At 63.3% G+C, this 16,551-nt stretch carries 15 protein-coding genes; 7 read left to right on the top strand and 8 right to left on the bottom strand.

Features of this window, described 5'->3' with window-relative positions:
- Window positions 1-93: 93 nt before the first annotated feature.
- The 6 genes from PQQ51_RS00165 (at window position 94) to PQQ51_RS00140 (ending at window position 5,526) form a co-directional block, all read left to right on the top strand.
- Window positions 94-1,395, top strand: coding sequence for a GspE/PulE family protein (locus tag PQQ51_RS00165; RefSeq protein WP_408493828.1), 1,302 nt, complete (start codon window positions 94-96; stop codon window positions 1,393-1,395).
- On the top strand, window positions 1,392-2,621 hold the full coding sequence (locus PQQ51_RS00160) for a type II secretion system F family protein (RefSeq protein WP_408493827.1): 1,230 nt from the start codon (window positions 1,392-1,394) through the stop codon (window positions 2,619-2,621). Before PQQ51_RS00165 ends, PQQ51_RS00160 begins: the two co-directional genes overlap by 4 nt.
- Window positions 2,622-2,649: 28 nt before the next feature.
- On the top strand, window positions 2,650-3,603 hold the full coding sequence (locus tag PQQ51_RS00155) for a prepilin peptidase (protein ID WP_408493825.1): 954 nt from the start codon (window positions 2,650-2,652) through the stop codon (window positions 3,601-3,603).
- Window positions 3,604-3,606: 3 nt separating this feature from the next.
- Window positions 3,607-4,209, top strand: a complete 603-nt coding sequence (gene coaE, locus PQQ51_RS00150; protein ID WP_408493824.1) for a dephospho-CoA kinase — start codon at window positions 3,607-3,609, stop codon at window positions 4,207-4,209.
- 249 nt (window positions 4,210-4,458) lie between these two features.
- Window positions 4,459-5,214: a cell division protein ZapD gene (gene zapD, locus PQQ51_RS00145; RefSeq protein WP_030100922.1), complete on the top strand. Its 756-nt coding sequence runs from the start codon at window positions 4,459-4,461 to the stop codon at window positions 5,212-5,214.
- Window positions 5,215-5,328: 114 nt separating this feature from the next.
- On the top strand, window positions 5,329-5,526 hold the full coding sequence (locus PQQ51_RS00140) for a DNA gyrase inhibitor YacG (protein WP_408493822.1): 198 nt from the start codon (window positions 5,329-5,331) through the stop codon (window positions 5,524-5,526).
- A gap of 58 nt (window positions 5,527-5,584) precedes the next feature.
- Here the strand turns inward: PQQ51_RS00140 and PQQ51_RS00135 are convergent, their stop codons facing one another.
- The 4 genes from PQQ51_RS00135 to secA form a co-directional block, all read right to left on the bottom strand.
- Window positions 5,585-6,007: an NUDIX domain-containing protein gene (locus PQQ51_RS00135; RefSeq protein WP_408493821.1), complete on the bottom strand. Its 423-nt coding sequence runs from the start codon at window positions 6,005-6,007 to the stop codon at window positions 5,585-5,587.
- Complete coding sequence (locus tag PQQ51_RS00130; RefSeq protein ID WP_408493820.1) at window positions 6,004-6,873, bottom strand: ATP-binding protein; 870 nt, start codon at window positions 6,871-6,873, stop codon at window positions 6,004-6,006. Before PQQ51_RS00130 ends, PQQ51_RS00135 begins: the two co-directional genes overlap by 4 nt.
- A 43-nt stretch (window positions 6,874-6,916) precedes the next feature.
- Window positions 6,917-8,158, bottom strand: a complete 1,242-nt coding sequence (gene argJ, locus PQQ51_RS00125; RefSeq protein WP_408493819.1) for a bifunctional glutamate N-acetyltransferase/amino-acid acetyltransferase ArgJ — start codon at window positions 8,156-8,158, stop codon at window positions 6,917-6,919.
- Window positions 8,159-8,305: 147 nt separating this feature from the next.
- Window positions 8,306-11,119: a preprotein translocase subunit SecA gene (gene secA / locus PQQ51_RS00120; RefSeq protein ID WP_408493817.1), complete on the bottom strand. Its 2,814-nt coding sequence runs from the start codon at window positions 11,117-11,119 to the stop codon at window positions 8,306-8,308.
- A gap of 291 nt (window positions 11,120-11,410) precedes the next feature.
- Between secA and PQQ51_RS00115 the strand changes: the two genes are divergently transcribed.
- Window positions 11,411-11,896 carry a DciA family protein gene (locus tag PQQ51_RS00115; protein ID WP_408493816.1) on the top strand — a complete coding sequence of 162 codons (486 nt, stop codon included), beginning with the start codon at window positions 11,411-11,413 and terminating at the stop codon, window positions 11,894-11,896.
- Window positions 11,897-12,006: 110 nt separating this feature from the next.
- Here the strand turns inward: PQQ51_RS00115 and lpxC are convergent, their stop codons facing one another.
- From lpxC to ftsA, 4 genes are all read right to left on the bottom strand, one after another.
- The gene (lpxC, locus tag PQQ51_RS00110) at window positions 12,007-12,924 is read right to left on the bottom strand and encodes a UDP-3-O-acyl-N-acetylglucosamine deacetylase (protein ID WP_408493815.1); all 918 of its coding nucleotides are present in this window, start codon (window positions 12,922-12,924) and stop codon (window positions 12,007-12,009) included.
- A gap of 277 nt (window positions 12,925-13,201) precedes the next feature.
- Window positions 13,202-13,705, bottom strand: a complete 504-nt coding sequence (locus PQQ51_RS00105) for a peroxiredoxin (protein WP_408493814.1) — start codon at window positions 13,703-13,705, stop codon at window positions 13,202-13,204.
- Window positions 13,706-13,964: 259 nt separating this feature from the next.
- Window positions 13,965-15,161 carry a cell division protein FtsZ gene (ftsZ, locus tag PQQ51_RS00100; protein WP_408493813.1) on the bottom strand — a complete coding sequence of 399 codons (1,197 nt, stop codon included), beginning with the start codon at window positions 15,159-15,161 and terminating at the stop codon, window positions 13,965-13,967.
- A 134-nt stretch (window positions 15,162-15,295) separates the two neighbouring features.
- Complete coding sequence (gene ftsA, locus PQQ51_RS00095) at window positions 15,296-16,528, bottom strand: cell division protein FtsA (protein WP_012434417.1); 1,233 nt, start codon at window positions 16,526-16,528, stop codon at window positions 15,296-15,298.
- Window positions 16,529-16,551 lie beyond the last annotated feature (23 nt).

Raw genomic sequence — 16,551 nt, 5'->3', positions numbered from 1 at the left:
GCGCCATTAGCCGAATGGCCGAATGGCGCGCCGCACCGCGTTGCGTGATGATGAGCCCGTCGTGTCCTACAGGCGGCTCATCACCGGTCTTTCATGCAAGCTTCTTTTCGACCCGCGGCAACATCGGCTCCGACATTGCGACCGATCAGCTTCGACGGCGACAACGCGGCCAAAGCGCAGGCGTTCGCGGCAGACACCGCGGCAAGTTCAAACGTCACCGATCCGGACAACGCCCCGGCAGTTCGCCTTCTCACTGACACGTTGCAGGAAGCGACTCGCCGCAACGCATCGGACCTGCACATCGAGCCGGCGGAACATGGCTGGCGCGTGCGGCTGCGGATCGACGGCGTGCTGCACGCAATCCCCGCACCGCCCGCGCATCTGCGCGACGCATTCATTACACGGGTCAAGGTGCTGGCGCGCATGGACATCGCCGAGCGGCGCGTGCCGCAAGATGGCCGGTTGCGCATCGCGACGTCGCCCGGCCGGGTGGAAGACTATCGCGTCAACTCGCTGCCCACGCTGTTCGGCGAAAAGCTGGTGCTGCGCAGGCTCGACGCATTGCCTACCGATCTTTCGCTCGACTCGCTCGGGCTCGATCCGCGGCAACGCGCTGCGGTGGACGCCGCGATACACGCGCCGCATGGCCTCGTGCTCGTGACGGGGCCGACCGGCAGCGGCAAAACATTGTCGCTGTACTGCTTCCTGCAACTGCTCAATGGCGAGACGCGCAATCTGTGTTCGGTCGAAGATCCGGCCGAGATCCAACTGGCCGGGATCAATCAGGTCAGCGTCCGCGAGAAAGCCGGGCTGACTTTCGCAGTAGCGTTGCGCGCGTTTCTTCGTCAGGATCCCGATGTAATCATGGTGGGCGAGATCCGCGACGACGAGACCGCCGACGTCGCCGTCAAAGCCGCGCAAACCGGTCACCTCGTGCTGTCCACCTTGCACACGAACGACGCCCCCGCGGCGATCGCGCGCCTGATCGACATCGGCGTCGAACCGTACAACCTGGCCGCAGCGTTGCGGATGGTGACCGCACAGCGGCTGGTGCGGCGGCTCTGCGTCGTGTGCCGCAAACCGGCGCCGCAAACGTCGGCGGCACTGCGCGCGGCCGGTTTCGCCGACAACCAGCTCGACGGCTGGCAACCCTACGACGCAACCGGCTGCGCGGCCTGCCACGGTATCGGCTATCGGGGGCGCGTCGGCGTGCATCAGGTGATGGCCGTGTCCGATGCCATGCGTGAGCTGATCGTGGCGAGCGCAGGCACGCACGCGCTTGCCCGGCTCGCGCAGAACGAACACGTCGCCACGTTGCGCGATGCGGTGCTCGCCCGCGTCCGCGACGGCACGACGAGTCTTGCCGAAGCGCTCGCCGCCACCGAGGTCGCATGAGCACCGTGACAACCGGGCGAGCGGCAACCGGCGAGTTGCGTTTCACATGGCGCGGCGTCGACACCGACGGCACGCGCAAGAGCGGCGCCCTCATCGCGCCCGATGCGAGCACCGCACGCGCGATGCTCAAGCGCGACAAACTGTTCATCGTCGAACTCAGCGCTCGGGGAGCGGCGCCGCGTCCGAAAGCACGTGCCGCCGACGTCACGCTATTCACCCGCCAGCTCGCCAGCCTGTTGCGCGCCGGTTTGCCGCTCGCTCCGGCGCTGGATCTGCTGGCGCAAAACCAGAGCGCGACGCAGTCGGGCATGCCGCGCATCGTCGGTGCACTGGCGCGCGACATCACCGGCGGCCTGCGTTTCTCAGCGGCATTGCAACGGCACCCCGCGCAATTCAACGCGCTGTATTGCCAGCTCGTCGAGGTCGGCGAAGCGGCCGGCGCGCTCGCCACCGTACTCGCGCGAATCGCAGAAGACCGCGAACGCGCCGCCGCGCAGCGCGCGAAGGTACGCGGCGCGCTGACCTATCCGGTGGCGATCCTGCTGCTCGCGATCGCGATCACCGCGGCATTGCTGATCTGGGTGGTGCCGACTTTCAAACAGATCTTCGACGGCTTCGGCGCCCAACTACCGGCGCCCACGCAGTTCGTGCTGGCTTTGTCGGCGGGTGCCGCGCGATGGAGTGTGCCTGCGCTCGTGATGGTCTGCGCGGCGAGTTCGGTTGTGACGTTTCTACTCCGGCGTTCAGAACCGGCGCGCATCCGTTTTGCGCGCGCGTCGCTGAGAATGCCGGTCGCTGGTCCGCTGCTGCGCACGCTCTGCGCGGCGCGCTGGAGCCGGGCGCTAGGCACGTTGCTATCGGCCGGCACGCCGCTCGCCGACGCGTTCGATTCACTCACACACGCTACCGGCAATGCTTTCTTCGACCGCGCCACCGTCGAAATCGCGGCACGTTTGCGGCGCGGCGAGCGGCTCGCGGCGGCGATGCGCGCCGCGCACTGCTTTCCGCCCGAGGTCGTGCAGCCGGTGGCGGTTGCCGAGGAATCCGGAGCGCTCGACACGATGCTGATCGACGTGGCGTCGCTCGCCGATCGTCAGGTCGACGAGAAGATCGGCACGCTGTCGAGCCTGTGCGAACCGCTCGTCATCATCGTGCTGGGCACGCTGGTCGGCGGCCTTGTGATCGCAATGTATCTTCCCATTATTCAACTCGGCAACGTGGTGTAGCATCGCAGCCGAATCCAACTCTTTCGCCATGCAGGCTACCCTCCCACTCGTGTCAGAAACTTCCTCCAGCGTGCTGTCGGGGCTGCTGCCCGGCCTGCTTCCAGGCAACTTCACCGCGGCCCTGAGCCTCGCGTTCGGCAGCTTGCCCACCAGTGCGCAGTTCGCTTTCGCGATCGTGTTCGGGCTGGTGATCGGCAGCTTCCTGAACGTGGTCGTGCATCGCGTGCCGATCATGCTCGAGCGCGCATGGCGTGAGGAAGTGAGCGAAGCCGCCGACGAACCGCTCGAAGAAGACGGTCTGCCCGCTCGCTACAACCTGTGGGTGCCGCGTAGCGCCTGCCCCCATTGCGGACACGTGCTGAGCGCCGCGGAGAACCTGCCCGTATTCAGCTATCTGCTGCTGCGCGGCCGCTGCAGCGCGTGCAAGACGCACATAAGCTGGCGTTATCCGTTGCTGGAAATCGCCAGCGCCGCACTCGCGGCAAGCTCGCTCGCACTATATGGTCCGAGCGGCACGGCGCTCGCCGCATTCGGACTGTGCGCCGCGCTGCTCGCGATGAGCGCGATCGACATCGACACCCATCTGCTGCCCGACAATATGACGCTGCCGCTGCTGTGGGCCGGCCTCATCGTCAATTTCAACGGGATGTTCGCGAGTCTGCACGATGCGGTGCTCGGCGCGATCTTCGGCTATCTGGTGCTGTGGGTCGTGCACTGGGTGTTCAGGCTGGTGCGCGGCATCGACGGTATGGGTTACGGCGATTTCAAACTGCTGGCGGCGCTCGGCGCGTGGCTCGGTTGGGCCGCGCTGCCGCAGATCGTGCTGATCGCGGCGGTGGCCGGCGCGGCGGTCGGTCTCGCGGCCACCTGGCGCGGCCGCATGCGCTTCGAGGAGCCGCTGCCGTTCGGACCGTTTCTCGCCGCCGGCGGCGCTGTTACGCTGTTTGTCGGCACACCGCTTTACCTGGCTCTGGGAGGCTGAAGCATGTTCGTCGTGGGATTGACCGGCGGCATCGGCAGCGGCAAATCGACCGTCGCCGACCTGTTCGCCGCAGAGGGCGTACCGCTCGTCGACACGGATCTGATCGCGCATCGTATTACCGCACCGCACGGCATCGCGATGCCGCTGATCGCCGCGGAGTTCGGCGAAGCGTTCGTCGCAGCAGACAGCTCGCTCGATCGCGCCCGGATGCGCACGCTCGTGTTCAGCGACGAAGGCGCGCGCAAACGCCTCGAAAACATCACCCATCCGTTGATCCGCGCGGAGACCGAGCGCGAGCAGCGCGAGGCGCGAGGGCCTTATGTGATTGTCGTCGTGCCGTTACTCGTCGAGTCGGGCACGTGGAAAACACGCGTGAATCGCGTGCTCACCGTCGATTGCAGCGTGGAGACGCAAATCTCGCGTGTGATGCGCCGCAATGCGTTCAGCCGCGAACAGGTGCTGGCGATCATCGCGCGGCAAGCCACGCGCGAAGCGCGGCTTGCCGCTGCCGACGACGTTGTCGACAACGACAACACGTCGCTCGATGCACTGACGTCGCAAGTCGGCGTACTGCATCGCATGTATCTGTCGCTCGCAGTCGTTTGAACGCAGCACGGCCCATGCAAGCCGCTCACGCAAGCAACAGGCGAAAACCGGTGACACAAGGCGACCCAGGAGCCACCCGCCCCCATTGAACTTTGCCGCAGCAAACAGGCCGAAGGCCGCACAAAATCGCTCGATACACGCGAAAAAAGTTGCGAAAGCACGCTGAAAAAGTGCGTGATTGCTAGGGTAGTCTCACGGCATTAGAATGTTCTGCATTCCGTTCACCGACCACGTCCGAGGCGAGCCCGCTTGATCCTTTACGAGTATCCCTTCAACGAGCGAATCCGGACGCTATTGCGCCTCGAAGATCTGTTCGAGCGCTTCACGTTCTTTCTGACTCAGGAAGACGCCAGGGAACATCACGTCGCACTGACAACGTTGTTCGAAATCTCCGAGGTTGCGGGTCGCGCGGATCTGAAGTCCGATCTGATGAAGGAGCTCGAGCGTCAACGGCAAACGCTGGCGCCGTTTCGCGGCAATCCGGGCATCGAGCAGAACGCGCTGGAAGCCGTGCTCGGCGAGATCGAGCAAACCCTCTCGGGGCTCTCGCAAATGCAAGGCAAGACCGGCCAGCATCTCGCGGACAACGAGTGGCTCGCCAGCATTCGCAGCCGCGCGATCATTCCCGGCGGCACCTGCAAGTTCGATTTACCCTCGTACTACGCATGGCAGCAGATTCATCCGGATCAGCGCCGGCAAGACATCGCGAAGTGGGTCACACCGTTGCTGCCGTTGCGCGACGCCGCCACGATCGTGCTGCGTCTTGCACGCGAATCGGGTCAGGCGTCGAAGGTAATGGCCATGCAAGGCAGCTATCAGCAGATGCTGTCAGGCCGCTCGTATCAACTGATGCAGGTCCGCGTGGCACCTGAATTGCGCGTAATCCCGGAGGCGAGCGCCAACAAGTACATGCTGTGGGTACGGTTCACGGTGCAGGACGGCGATTTGCGCCCGCGCGCGGTGGATGTCGACGTACCGTTCCAGCTCACGCTGTGCAGCCTGTAAAACCGCTTGTCACGTTCGCCTGTTTGAACCGGATCGTGGGGCACGCCTTTGAAGCGGCGGAAAATGCCCCTATATTCGTTACTTGTTCCGTTTCGCGATTGATTGCCTGACCGTATGCCTACCGTCGTCAAATGCCCCACTTGCGGAAAGGATGTCCGCTGGACACCTGAAAACCGCTTCCGCCCGTTCTGCTCGGAACGCTGCAAACAGACCGATCTCGGTGCCTGGGCCGCTGAGAAGTATCGGATCGGCGGCACCGATCAGGAAGCGCCGTCGGATGAATCACCCGGTAGCGATTACAACCCACACTAGGCTCGCTTAGCCTGACAAATGCGGGGACCGGCGCTGGGGAAAGCAGCGCCGGCAATCCTCAGTCTTTCTCGGCCGCGAGCCATTCCAGCACGGGAATGGTCGCCGGCAACAGCGGTGCGACGTCGGCAGGCAGCGTCTGCCAGACAAAGGCCTGGCCTTCGCGGCCATGCGGCTCACCGGTCCATTCCGTTACCTTGCAGAAAAACAGCCGGACGTACGCATGCGGGTAGTCGTGCTCCAGCGTATGCCACAGATGGCTCGCCTTCACGTCGATACCCAGTTCTTCGTGCAGTTCCCGTGCGAGCGCAGCCTCGACCGATTCCCCGGCTTCCAGCTTGCCGCCCGGAAACTCCCAGTAACCCTCGTACGGTTTGCCCGCCGGGCGCTGCGCCAACAGGTAGCGCCCGTCCGGCTGAATCAGCACGCCCACGGCGACTTCCGTCACCGGGCGGCCGGCGGCGTTTTTCTGCGCGTCGCTCATTCCTCGGTCTTCCGGCCGGACCAGTCGCGTGCGAACTGCCACGCAACACGCCCCGAGCGCGAGCCGCGCTCCAGCGCCCACACCAGCGCATCGCCGCGCGCCGCTTCGACTTCGGCCTCATCGCAGCCGAAGTGACGCAGCCAGTGGCCGATGATCGACAGGTAGTCGTCCTGTTTGAACGGATAGAAGCTGACCCACAGCCCGAAACGCTCGGACAGCGAAATCTTTTCTTCGACCAGTTCGCCCGGATGAATTTCACCGTCGGACGTGTGCTTGTACGTCTCGTTGTCGCTCATGTACTCCGGCAGCAGATGGCGCCGGTTGGACGTCGCGTAGATCAGCACGTTGTCGGATTGCGCGGCGATCGAGCCGTCCAGCGCGACTTTCAGCGCCTTGTAGCCCGATTCGCCGTCTTCGAACGACAGGTCGTCGCAGAACACGACGAAGCGCTCCGGCCGTTGCGCGATCAGGTCGACGATGTCGCCGAGATCGTGCAGGTCGTCCTTGTCCACTTCGATCAGACGCAGCCCGTCTTTCGCGTACGCGTTCAGGCAGGCCTTGATCAGCGACGACTTGCCGGTGCCGCGCGCGCCCGTCAGCAGCACGTTGTTGGCCGGCTGCTTGTGGACGAATTGACGCGTGTTGCGCTCGATCAACCCTTTCTGGCGATCGATGTTCTGCAGGTCGTCGAGCGTGATCGACGAAATGGCCGGCACCGGTTGCAGGTAGCCGCGCCCCTGGCGCTTGCGCCAGCGAAACGCGACGGCGGCAGACCAGTCGATATCCGGCGCGGCCGGCGGCAGCATTGCTTCGAGGCGCACGAGCACCGCTTCGGCGCGGGTCAAAAACTGTTCGAGTTTGTCCATGGCTATGAGGTATGCGGCCGAAACAGCCGCGTAATGAACCTGGTTACGAACGATAGTCGGCGTTGATGCTCACGTAGTCGTGCGACAGATCGCAAGTCCAGATCGTGGCTTGCGCATCGCCGCGGCCGAGCACCACGCGAATGCCGATCTCGCTCTTTTTCATGACGCGCTGGCCGTCTTCTTCACGGTAGGCCGGATTGCGGCCGCCGGCAGTCGCAACCAGCACGTCGTCCAGATACAGATCGATCTTGCCGACGTCGAGATCGTCCACGCCGGCATAACCGATGGCCGCGAGAATGCGGCCGAGGTTCGGGTCCGATGCATAGAAGGCCGTCTTCACGAGCGGCGAGTGGCCGATCGCATACGCGATCTGGCGGCATTCGCCGACGCTCGAGCCGCCTTCGACATGCACGGTCATGAACTTGGTCGCGCCTTCGCCGTCACGCACGATCAGTTGCGCGAGGGTCTGGGCGACTTCGGTCACCGCGTCGCGCAGCACTGCGTAAGCGGGCGAATCGGTGGAGGTGATCGCCGGCAGGCTCGATTTGCCCGACGCGATCAGGATGAAGGAATCGTTGGTCGACGTGTCGCCGTCGATCGTGATGCAGTTGAACGAGCGGTCTGCCACATGCTTGACCAGCGCGTCGAGCACCGGTTGCGCGACGGTGGCGTCGAACGCGAGGAAGCCGAGCATGGTCGCCATGTTCGGCTTGATCATGCCGGCGCCCTTGCTGATGCCCGTGAGCGTGACCGTATGGCCGTCGATCGTGACCTGGCGCGACGTGGCCTTCGGCAATGTGTCCGTGGTCATGATCGCGTGGGCCGCGTCGTACCAGTTCGCTTCCTTGCGATTCGCCAGCGCGGCCGGCAAACCCGCCTTCAGACGATCCACCGGCAGCGGCTCCAGAATCACCCCCGTCGAAAACGGCAGCACCTGCTCCGGTGCGATCTCCGCGAGACGCGCGAGTTCGACGCAGGTTTCACGCGCGGCCACGAGGCCGGGCTCGCCGGTGCCGGCGTTCGCGTTACCGGTGTTGATCACCAGCGCACGAATCGGCTTGCCGCCTTGACGCACGCGCTCCAGATTCTCGCGGCACACGGTAACCGGCGCGGCGCAAAAACGGTTCTGCGTGAACACGCCGCCTACCGTCGCGCCTTCGCTAACGGAAATGACCAGCACGTCCTTGCGGTTCGGCTTGCGGATATTCGCCTCTGCCCAGCCGAGCGAGACGCCGGCGACGGGATGGAGTTGAGCGGGATCGATCGAAGGGAAATTGACAGCCATGGTCGCGACCTGTCGAAGAAATGCCGGCAAGGTGCCGGCATCGGGGGAAACGGGAACTGGTGGCCCGGCAAGCCGCACCACCGCGAAATCAACGGGCAAACATCGTTCAAAACGACGCGGCGCGCTTAACGCGCGCCGCCTTCGGCATTAAACGATCTTTCCGTGACACTGCTTGTACTTCTTGCCGCTACCGCACGGGCACGGATCGTTACGGCCGACCTTCGGCACGTTGTCCGCGCTGACGTTCGCAGCCACGCCTTGCGACGACGAGCCGTGGCTCATCGCTTCGCCGATCATTGCGGCGGTGGCCGCTTCGGCGGCTGCGGGCGCTGCTGCCGCGGCTTCGGCGAATTCGGCGTGCCGGAACTCGACGTTCTCGAGGTGGCCGCCCTGCTCTTCCAGTTGCTCGGCCGCCTGTTCCAGCTGTTCCGGCGACTGGATCTGCACGTTCATCACCACGCGGGTGACTTCGAGCTTCACGGCGTCGAGCATCGCGGCGAACAGTTCGAACGCCTCGCGTTTGTATTCCTGCTTCGGGTTCTTCTGCGCATAACCACGCAGATGGATGCCCTGCCGCAAGTGATCCAGCGCGGCCAGATGTTCGCGCCAGCTACGGTCCAACGTTTGCAGCATGATCGAACGCTCGAACGCGCTGAACGATTCGCGACCGACCTGCTCGACCTTCGATTCGTACGCTTCGTTGGCGGCGGCTTCGACGGCTTCGAGAATTTCGTCCGCGCTGATCGAGTTCGACTCGTTGATCATTTCCTGGATCGCGAGGTCGAGCTGCCATTCGTTGCGCAGCACTTCTTCGAGCTCGGGCACGTCCCATTGCTCTTCGATGCTGCCGGCCGGCACGAACTGATGAACGATATCGGCAATCACGCCACCGCGCATCGCGCCGATGGTTTCGGTGATGTCGTTCGCTTCGAGCAATTCGTTGCGCTGCTGATAGATCACCTTGCGCTGATCGTTCGACACATCGTCGTATTCGAGCAATTGCTTGCGAACGTCGAAGTTACGCGCTTCGACCTTGCGCTGCGCCGATTCGATCGAGCGCGACACGATGCCCGCTTCGATCGCCTCGCCTTCCGGCATCTTCAGGCGGTCCATGATCGCGCGCACGCGGTCGCCGGCGAAAATGCGCAGCAGCGGATCTTCCAGCGACAGATAGAAGCGCGACGAACCCGGATCGCCCTGACGGCCAGCACGGCCGCGCAACTGGTTGTCGATCCGGCGCGATTCGTGACGCTCGGTGCCGATGATGTGCAGACCGCCCGCAGTCTTCACCTGATCGTGCAGCGCTTGCCATTCGTCGTGCAGCTTCTGGATACGACGTTGTTTTTCGTCGTCGGACAGCGTTTCGTCCTGTTCGATGAACGACGCCTGCTTTTCGGCGTTGCCGCCCAGCACGATGTCGGTGCCGCGACCGGCCATGTTGGTCGCGATCGTGACGCGCTGCGGACGCCCGGCTTCGGCGACGATCTCCGCTTCACGCGCGTGCTGCTTCGCGTTCAGCACCTCGTGCGGCAAGCCGGCCTGCTTCAGCAGATGCGACAGCAATTCCGAGTTTTCGATCGACGTGGTGCCGACCAGCACCGGCTGACCGCGCTCGTAGCATTCGCGGATGTCGCGAATGACGGCGTCGTAGCGTTCCTTCGCGGTCTTGTAGATCTGATCCTGCTTGTCGATCCGCTTCGGCGGACGGTTGGTCGGGATCACGACCGTTTCGAGACCGTAGATCTCGTTGAATTCGTACGCTTCGGTGTCCGCCGTACCGGTCATACCGGCCAGCTTCGCGTACATGCGGAAGTAGTTCTGGAACGTGATCGAAGCGAGCGTCTGGTTCTCGCTCTGGATCTTCACGTGTTCCTTCGCTTCGACCGCCTGGTGCAAGCCGTCCGACCAGCGGCGCCCTGCCATCAGACGACCGGTGAATTCGTCGACGATCACGACTTCGCCGTTCTGCACCACGTAGTGCTGGTCTTTGAAGAACAGCGTGTGCGCGCGCAGCGCCGCGTACACGTGGTGCATCAGCGTGATGTTTTGCGGCGCGTACAGGCTTTCGCCCTCGCCGATCAGGCCCCACTCGGCGAGCAGACGCTCGGCCTTTTCGTGGCCCGATTCCGTCAGGAACACCTGGCGGCCTTTTTCGTCCAGCGTGTAGTCGCCCGCTTTTTCGACGCCCGTGCCGTCGGCCTTCTCTTCGCCGATCTGGCGTTCGAGCAGCGGCGGCAACGCGTTCATGCGCACGTAGAGTTCGGTGTGGTCTTCGGCCTGACCGGAGATGATCAGCGGGGTGCGGGCTTCGTCGATCAGGATCGAGTCGACCTCGTCGACCACCGCAAAATTCAGCGCTCGCTGCACGCGCGCATCGGTCTCGTAGACCATGTTGTCGCGCAGGTAGTCGAAGCCGAATTCGTTGTTGGTGCCGTACGTGATGTCCGCGGCGTACGCTTCCTGCTTGGCGGCGTGATCCATCTGCGAGAGATTGATACCGACCGACAGACCGAGGAAGTTGTACAGGCGCGCCATCCATTCCGCGTCGCGCTGTGCGAGGTAATCGTTGACCGTGACGACGTGCACGCCGCGCCCGGACAGCGCATTCAGGTATACCGGCAGCGTGGCGACGAGCGTCTTGCCTTCGCCGGTGCGCATTTCGCCGATCTTGCCGTAGTGCAGAACCATGCCGCCGATCAACTGCACGTCGAAGTGGCGCATTTTCAGCACCCGCTTGCTCGCTTCGCGGCACACCGCGAAGGCTTCCGGCAGCAGTTTGTCGAGCGATTCGCCGCTCGCGACGCGCTGGCGGAATTCACCCGTTTTGGCGCGCAGTTGATCGTCCGTCAATTGCTCGATCTGCGGCTCGAGCGCATTGATCGCCGCGACGGTCTTTTGATATTGCTTGACTAGCCGCTGGTTGCGGCTGCCAAAAATCTTCTGTAGAAAACCGGTGGTCATCGGATCGGTGTCTGCGTCGCGGCTTCGGCTGGGTTCGCGGCGTGCAGTGATTGCACGTGCGCTCCGGGGTCGGAAGGGCCTCGGCGGCTTAGTCCAAGAGTGAATTCGAATCGGGCATTTTAGCACGCGCCCCCGGCCACGCCTGTGTCAGCGGTGCGACGGCGGCAAGGGGTCCCGAGCCCGTCGCAGCGACCTTTGACGCCAGACAATGAGGCGGGTCCGCATGCATCCCGCACGGTACAATCGCGACGTGAACGCACATGGGGTGCGAACGCGCCGTCACGATAGAACATGAGCCGTATTCCGTCCTTTTCAAGGCCGCCGCCCAAGCAGTTCAACGCGCGCCGTCCGCAGCCGCTCGCCGAGGTGCTCAAGCGCACCGACGCGTTCGCGGCCCTGCGCGCGGGCGTCGAACAGATCGCGGCGCTCGAAAAGGATCTGCGTGAGTTGCTGCCCGATTACCTGGCGACCAGCGTCGAGCCGAGCTTCATCAAGGAGGGTGTGCTGGCACTGTTTGCCGCGCACAACGCGCTCGCGGCGCGGCTGCGGCATCTGGAGCCGCGGCTGCTGGCGGATTTACAGCAGCGCGGCTGGCCGGTGAATTCGCTGAGGATTCGCGTGCGACCGCAAGCTGTGAAGGAGCCGCCGCCGGTCAAACAGGCGCGCATGACGCCGACCGGCGCCGACGCGCTGCATGCGTTGAGCCAGACGCTTGCGCCGTCGCCGTTGCAGGAAGCGCTGGCGAAAATGGCCGCGCGGCATCGGAAGAATCGTTGAGCGATTGAATAGCTGCGCAAAAGCTTTCGCGCAAATAAAAAGCGGCCCATCATGGCCGCTTTTTATTTGTCGCTACGCGTTGTTGTCAAACGCCGCGCCCGGTTCCAGCCTCACGCAAACGCCGTTTGCGTTTCATACGCGAAGCCTCGCGGCGCCTTCTGCGTATCGTCGAACGTGACGATTTCATACGAATCTTCGTGCGCCAGCAATTCGCGCAGCAACGCATTGTTCAGACCGTGACCCGACTTGTATGCATCGTACGACGCCAGCAACGGATGGCCGACCACATACAGATCGCCGATCGCGTCGAGCATCTTGTGCTTCACGAATTCGTCGTCATAACGCAGGCCGTCGTTGTTCAGAATGCGGTATTCGTCCAGCACGATCGCGTTATCCATGCTGCCGCCGCGAGCCAGACCGAGCTCACGCATCATTTCCACTTCATGCGCGAAGCCGAACGTGCGGGCACGCGCGATTTCGCGCACATACGACGTATTGGCGAAATCCACCTCCAGCGCCTGGCCGGTTTTATCCACAGCCGGGTGACGAAAATCGATCGTGAATTTGAGCTTGAAACCGAAATACGGATCGAGACGCGCGAACTTGTCGCCGTCGCGAATTTCGACAGGCTTCGTGACCTTGATGAATTTCTTGGCCGCGTTCTGTTCTTCAATGCCGGCCGACTGGATCAGAAACACGAACGAGCCGGCGCTGCCGTCCATGATCGGAATTTCTTCAGCGGTGACGTCGACATAAAGATTGTCGATACCGAGACCGGCGCACGCGGACATCAAGTGCTCGATCGTCGAAACCCGCGCGCCGTCTTTCTGCAACACGGAAGCGAGACGCGTATCGCCAATCGACATGGCTGACGCGGGAATGTCCACCGGCGTGGCCAGATCCACGCGCGAAAACACGATGCCGGTGTCCGGCGCCGCAGGGCGGAGCGTCAGATCGACTTTGCGGCCGGAGTGCAGGCCGATGCCGACTGTCTTGACGATCGATTTGATAGTGCGCTGCTTCAACATGGTGATCTTCTATTCGATTGAAAATCCCAATCGGGACTTTTTATTCCATAGCGCGAATTATACTCCAATACCCTAAGAAACGCCTTCGTGTACAAAGTATCAGTCTGTTTCGCTGCATTACCCAAATGGGCGTCCGTCAGGGAAAGCGTGACGGGCCGATGCCCGGAACGGAGGCGTTTCCGGTCATCGGCCCGCGTAACGGCCTGTCACAAAAGCGTCGCATCTACCGTTGCCCTGATACAACGAAGCAGCCGGGCAAGGTTTTCAACGCAAGTAACTAGCTCAACGTGGCGAGAATACTCGCTGCATCGCTGACTTCGAATTTGCCGGCAGCCTCGACGTTCAACGTCTTGACCACGCCGTCGTCGACAACCATCGCGTAGCGCTGGGAACGGATTCCCATGCCGCGCGCCGACAAATCCTGCTCCAGTCCGAGCGCCCGCGTGAAAGCCGCACTACCGTCCGCCATCATGCGCACCTTGCCCGAGGTGTGCTGATCACGTCCCCACGCGCCCATCACGAACGCGTCGTTGACGGACACGCACCAGATTTCGTCGACGCCCGCCGCGCGCAACGGCTCGGCGTGCTCGACGTAACCCGGCACATGTTTGGCCGAGCAGGTCGGCGTGAACGCGCCCGGCAATCCGAAGATCACCACGCGTTTGCCCGCCGTCTGCTCGCGCACGTTGAAGCTGTTCGGCCCCAGCGTGCAGCCCGCCCGCGCGTCTTCGACGAATTCGAAGAGCGTCGCGTCGGGCAGCTTTTCACCTGTCTGAATCATGCTCAGTCCTTTGCATCGATGTGAAGCATCGCTCGCACGTTGTCGTGCCGCAGTGAATTTCAGCGTTCGCCCACTTAAAGGGTCCGCCGTTCGGCGACAGTCGCCCAATCCGCTTCGCGAATCCGAAGAGGGCAGTTGTCCTTGCCGCGAATCTGACGATACGCGGCTTGTTCGCCGTTCACCCGCCACGCTCGTGCATTCGTCCGCCAGCGCTGCACTGCTCGACAACCGCAGCGCGGCAACGAAAGCCTGCTCGCGCTCAGTCCGCCTGCTTACGCAGGAACGCCGGAATGTCGTACGTATCGACGCCCTTTTCCTGCAGCGCCTGCACGTGCGAAGCCGCCGTATCGCGCGAGGTGCGCCACACAGCCGGCGTATCCAGCGCGCCGTAATCGGCCGTGCTGGCGTGCGACGTTTGCGGTGCGTAAGCCGCGTGCGTGCTGATCGGCTGGTTGTCGGTGCCGGTGCGCAGCAGCGTCATCGGTGCCGATTGCTGCTTCTTCGCCGCACGGCCCAGACCCGTTGCCACGACCGTCACGCGCAACGCGTCGCCCATCGCATCGTCGTACACCGCGCCGAAGATCACCGTGGCGTCTTCCGCCGCGTAGCTCTTGATCGTGTTCATCACTTCGCGCGTTTCCGACAGACGCAGCGAACGGCTCGACGTGATGTTGACCAGCACGCCACGCGCGCCCGACAGATCCACGCCTTCCAGCAGCGGGCTGGCGACAGCCTGCTCGGCGGCCAGACGCGCGCGATCGACGCCGGCAACCGTCGCCGTGCCCATCATCGCCTTGCCCTGCTCGCCCATTACCGTCTTCACGTCTTCGAAGTCGACGTTCACCAGACCGTCGACGTTGATGATTTCCGCGATGCCGGCAACTGCGTTGTTCAGAACGTCGTCTGCGCACTGGAAGCACTTGTCCATCTCGGCGTCATCGCCCATCACCTCGAACAGCTTGTCGTTCAGAACGACGATCAGCGAGTCGACGTGATCCTCCAGTTGCTGCGAACCGGCTTCTGCCACACGCATGCGCTTGCCGCCTTCGAATTCGAACGGCTTGCTGACCACGCCAACAGTCAAAATACCCATTTCCTTGGCGATCTGCGCGACCACCGGTGCTGCGCCCGTGCCCGTGCCGCCGCCCATGCCGGCGGTGATGAACACCATGTGCGCGCCGCGCAGTGCGTCGGCAATGCGCTCACGTGCTTCTTCGGCTGCCGCGCGGCCCATTTCCGGCTTCGCGCCGGCGCCCAGACCCGTGTTGCCGAGCTGGATCACCGCGGTGGCGCGCGAACGCGACAGCGCCTGCGCGTCCGTGTTCATCACGATGAAGTCGACGCCTTGCACGCCTTTGTTGATCATGTGCTGAACGGCATTGCCGCCAGCGCCACCTACTCCGACCACCTTGATGATGGTGCCGTTCGTTTCGGTTTCCAGCATTTGGAAATCCATGATGCCTCCGTCAAGATAAAAAATTACAGCCACTTCGGCCGTTATTCGGCAGGAGATCGGGCAACCTCCTGTCGCGCGCCGGCCGCCGGCACCAGCGCGTGTTTTCTAAAAATGCTTCGTGTCCCGCCAATTCGTCAGAAGTTGCCGAGGAACCAGTCTTTCATCCGCGTGAAGACCTGGCCCATCGACCCCGACTGCACCGCGACCTTGCGGCCGCGCATCCGTTGCGAGCGCCCTTCGACGAGCAGACCCATCGCCGTCGAATAACGCGGGTTACGCACCACGTCAGCCAGACCGCCCGCGTATTCCGGCACGCCGATGCGCACCGGCTTCAGGAAAATGTCCTCGCCGAGTTCGACCATGCCGAGCATCATCGACGCGCCGCCGGTCAGCACCACGCCGGAGCTCAGCAGTTCCTCGTAACCCGACTCGCGCACCACCTGCTGCACGAGCGAAAACAGTTCTTCGACGCGCGGTTCGACCACCGCCGCCAGCGCCTGGCGCGACAGCGTGCGCGGACCGCGTTCGCCGAGACCCGGCACTTCGATCATTTCATCCGGATCGGCCAACGCCTGCTTCGCGATGCCGTAATCGACCTTGATGTCTTCCGCGTCCGGCGTCGGCGTGCGCAGCGCCATCGCGATGTCGCTGGTGATCTGGTCGCCGGCGATCGGAATCACCGCGGTGTGACGGATCGCGCCTTCGCTGAAGATCGCAATATCTGTCGTGCCGCCGCCGATATCGACCAGCACCACGCCGAGTTCCTTCTCGTCTTCGGTCAGCACCGCGAGCGACGACGCGAGCGGCTGCAGAATCAGATCGTTCACTTCGAGCCCGCAACGGCGCACGCACTTGACGATGTTCTGCGCCGCGCTCACCGCGCCGGTCACGATATGCACCTTCACTTCGAGGCGAATGCCGCTCATGCCGATCGGCTCGCGCACGTCTTCCTGACCGTCGATGATGAATTCCTGCGTCAGGATATGAAGCACCTGCTGATCGGTCGGGATGTTGATCGCCTTGGCGGTCTCGATCACGCGCGCCACATCGGCCTGCGTGACTTCCTTCTCCTTGATCGCCACCATGCCGCTCGAATTGAAGCTGCGGATATGGCTGCCGGCGATCCCGGTGAACACGTTCGTGATCTTGCAATCGGCCATCAGCTCGGCTTCCTCGAGCGCGCGCTGAATGGACTGCACGGTGGCTTCGATGTTCACCACCACGCCTTTCTTGAGCCCCTTCGATTCGCTCTGGCCGAGGCCGATCACCTCGTAGTGACCCTCGCCCTTCAACTCGGCGACGATGGCCACCACCTTCGACGTCCCGATGTCGAGGGCGACCAGCAGATCTTTATAGTCTTTACTCATAGCGTGCTCATTGCGTGTGATGT

Origin of the sequence: Paraburkholderia xenovorans (assembly GCF_046030735.1) — a bacterium.
Classification (GTDB): Bacteria; Pseudomonadota; Gammaproteobacteria; order Burkholderiales; family Burkholderiaceae; genus Paraburkholderia; species Paraburkholderia xenovorans_A.
This window is presented reverse-complemented; position numbering and strand designations above follow the sequence as displayed.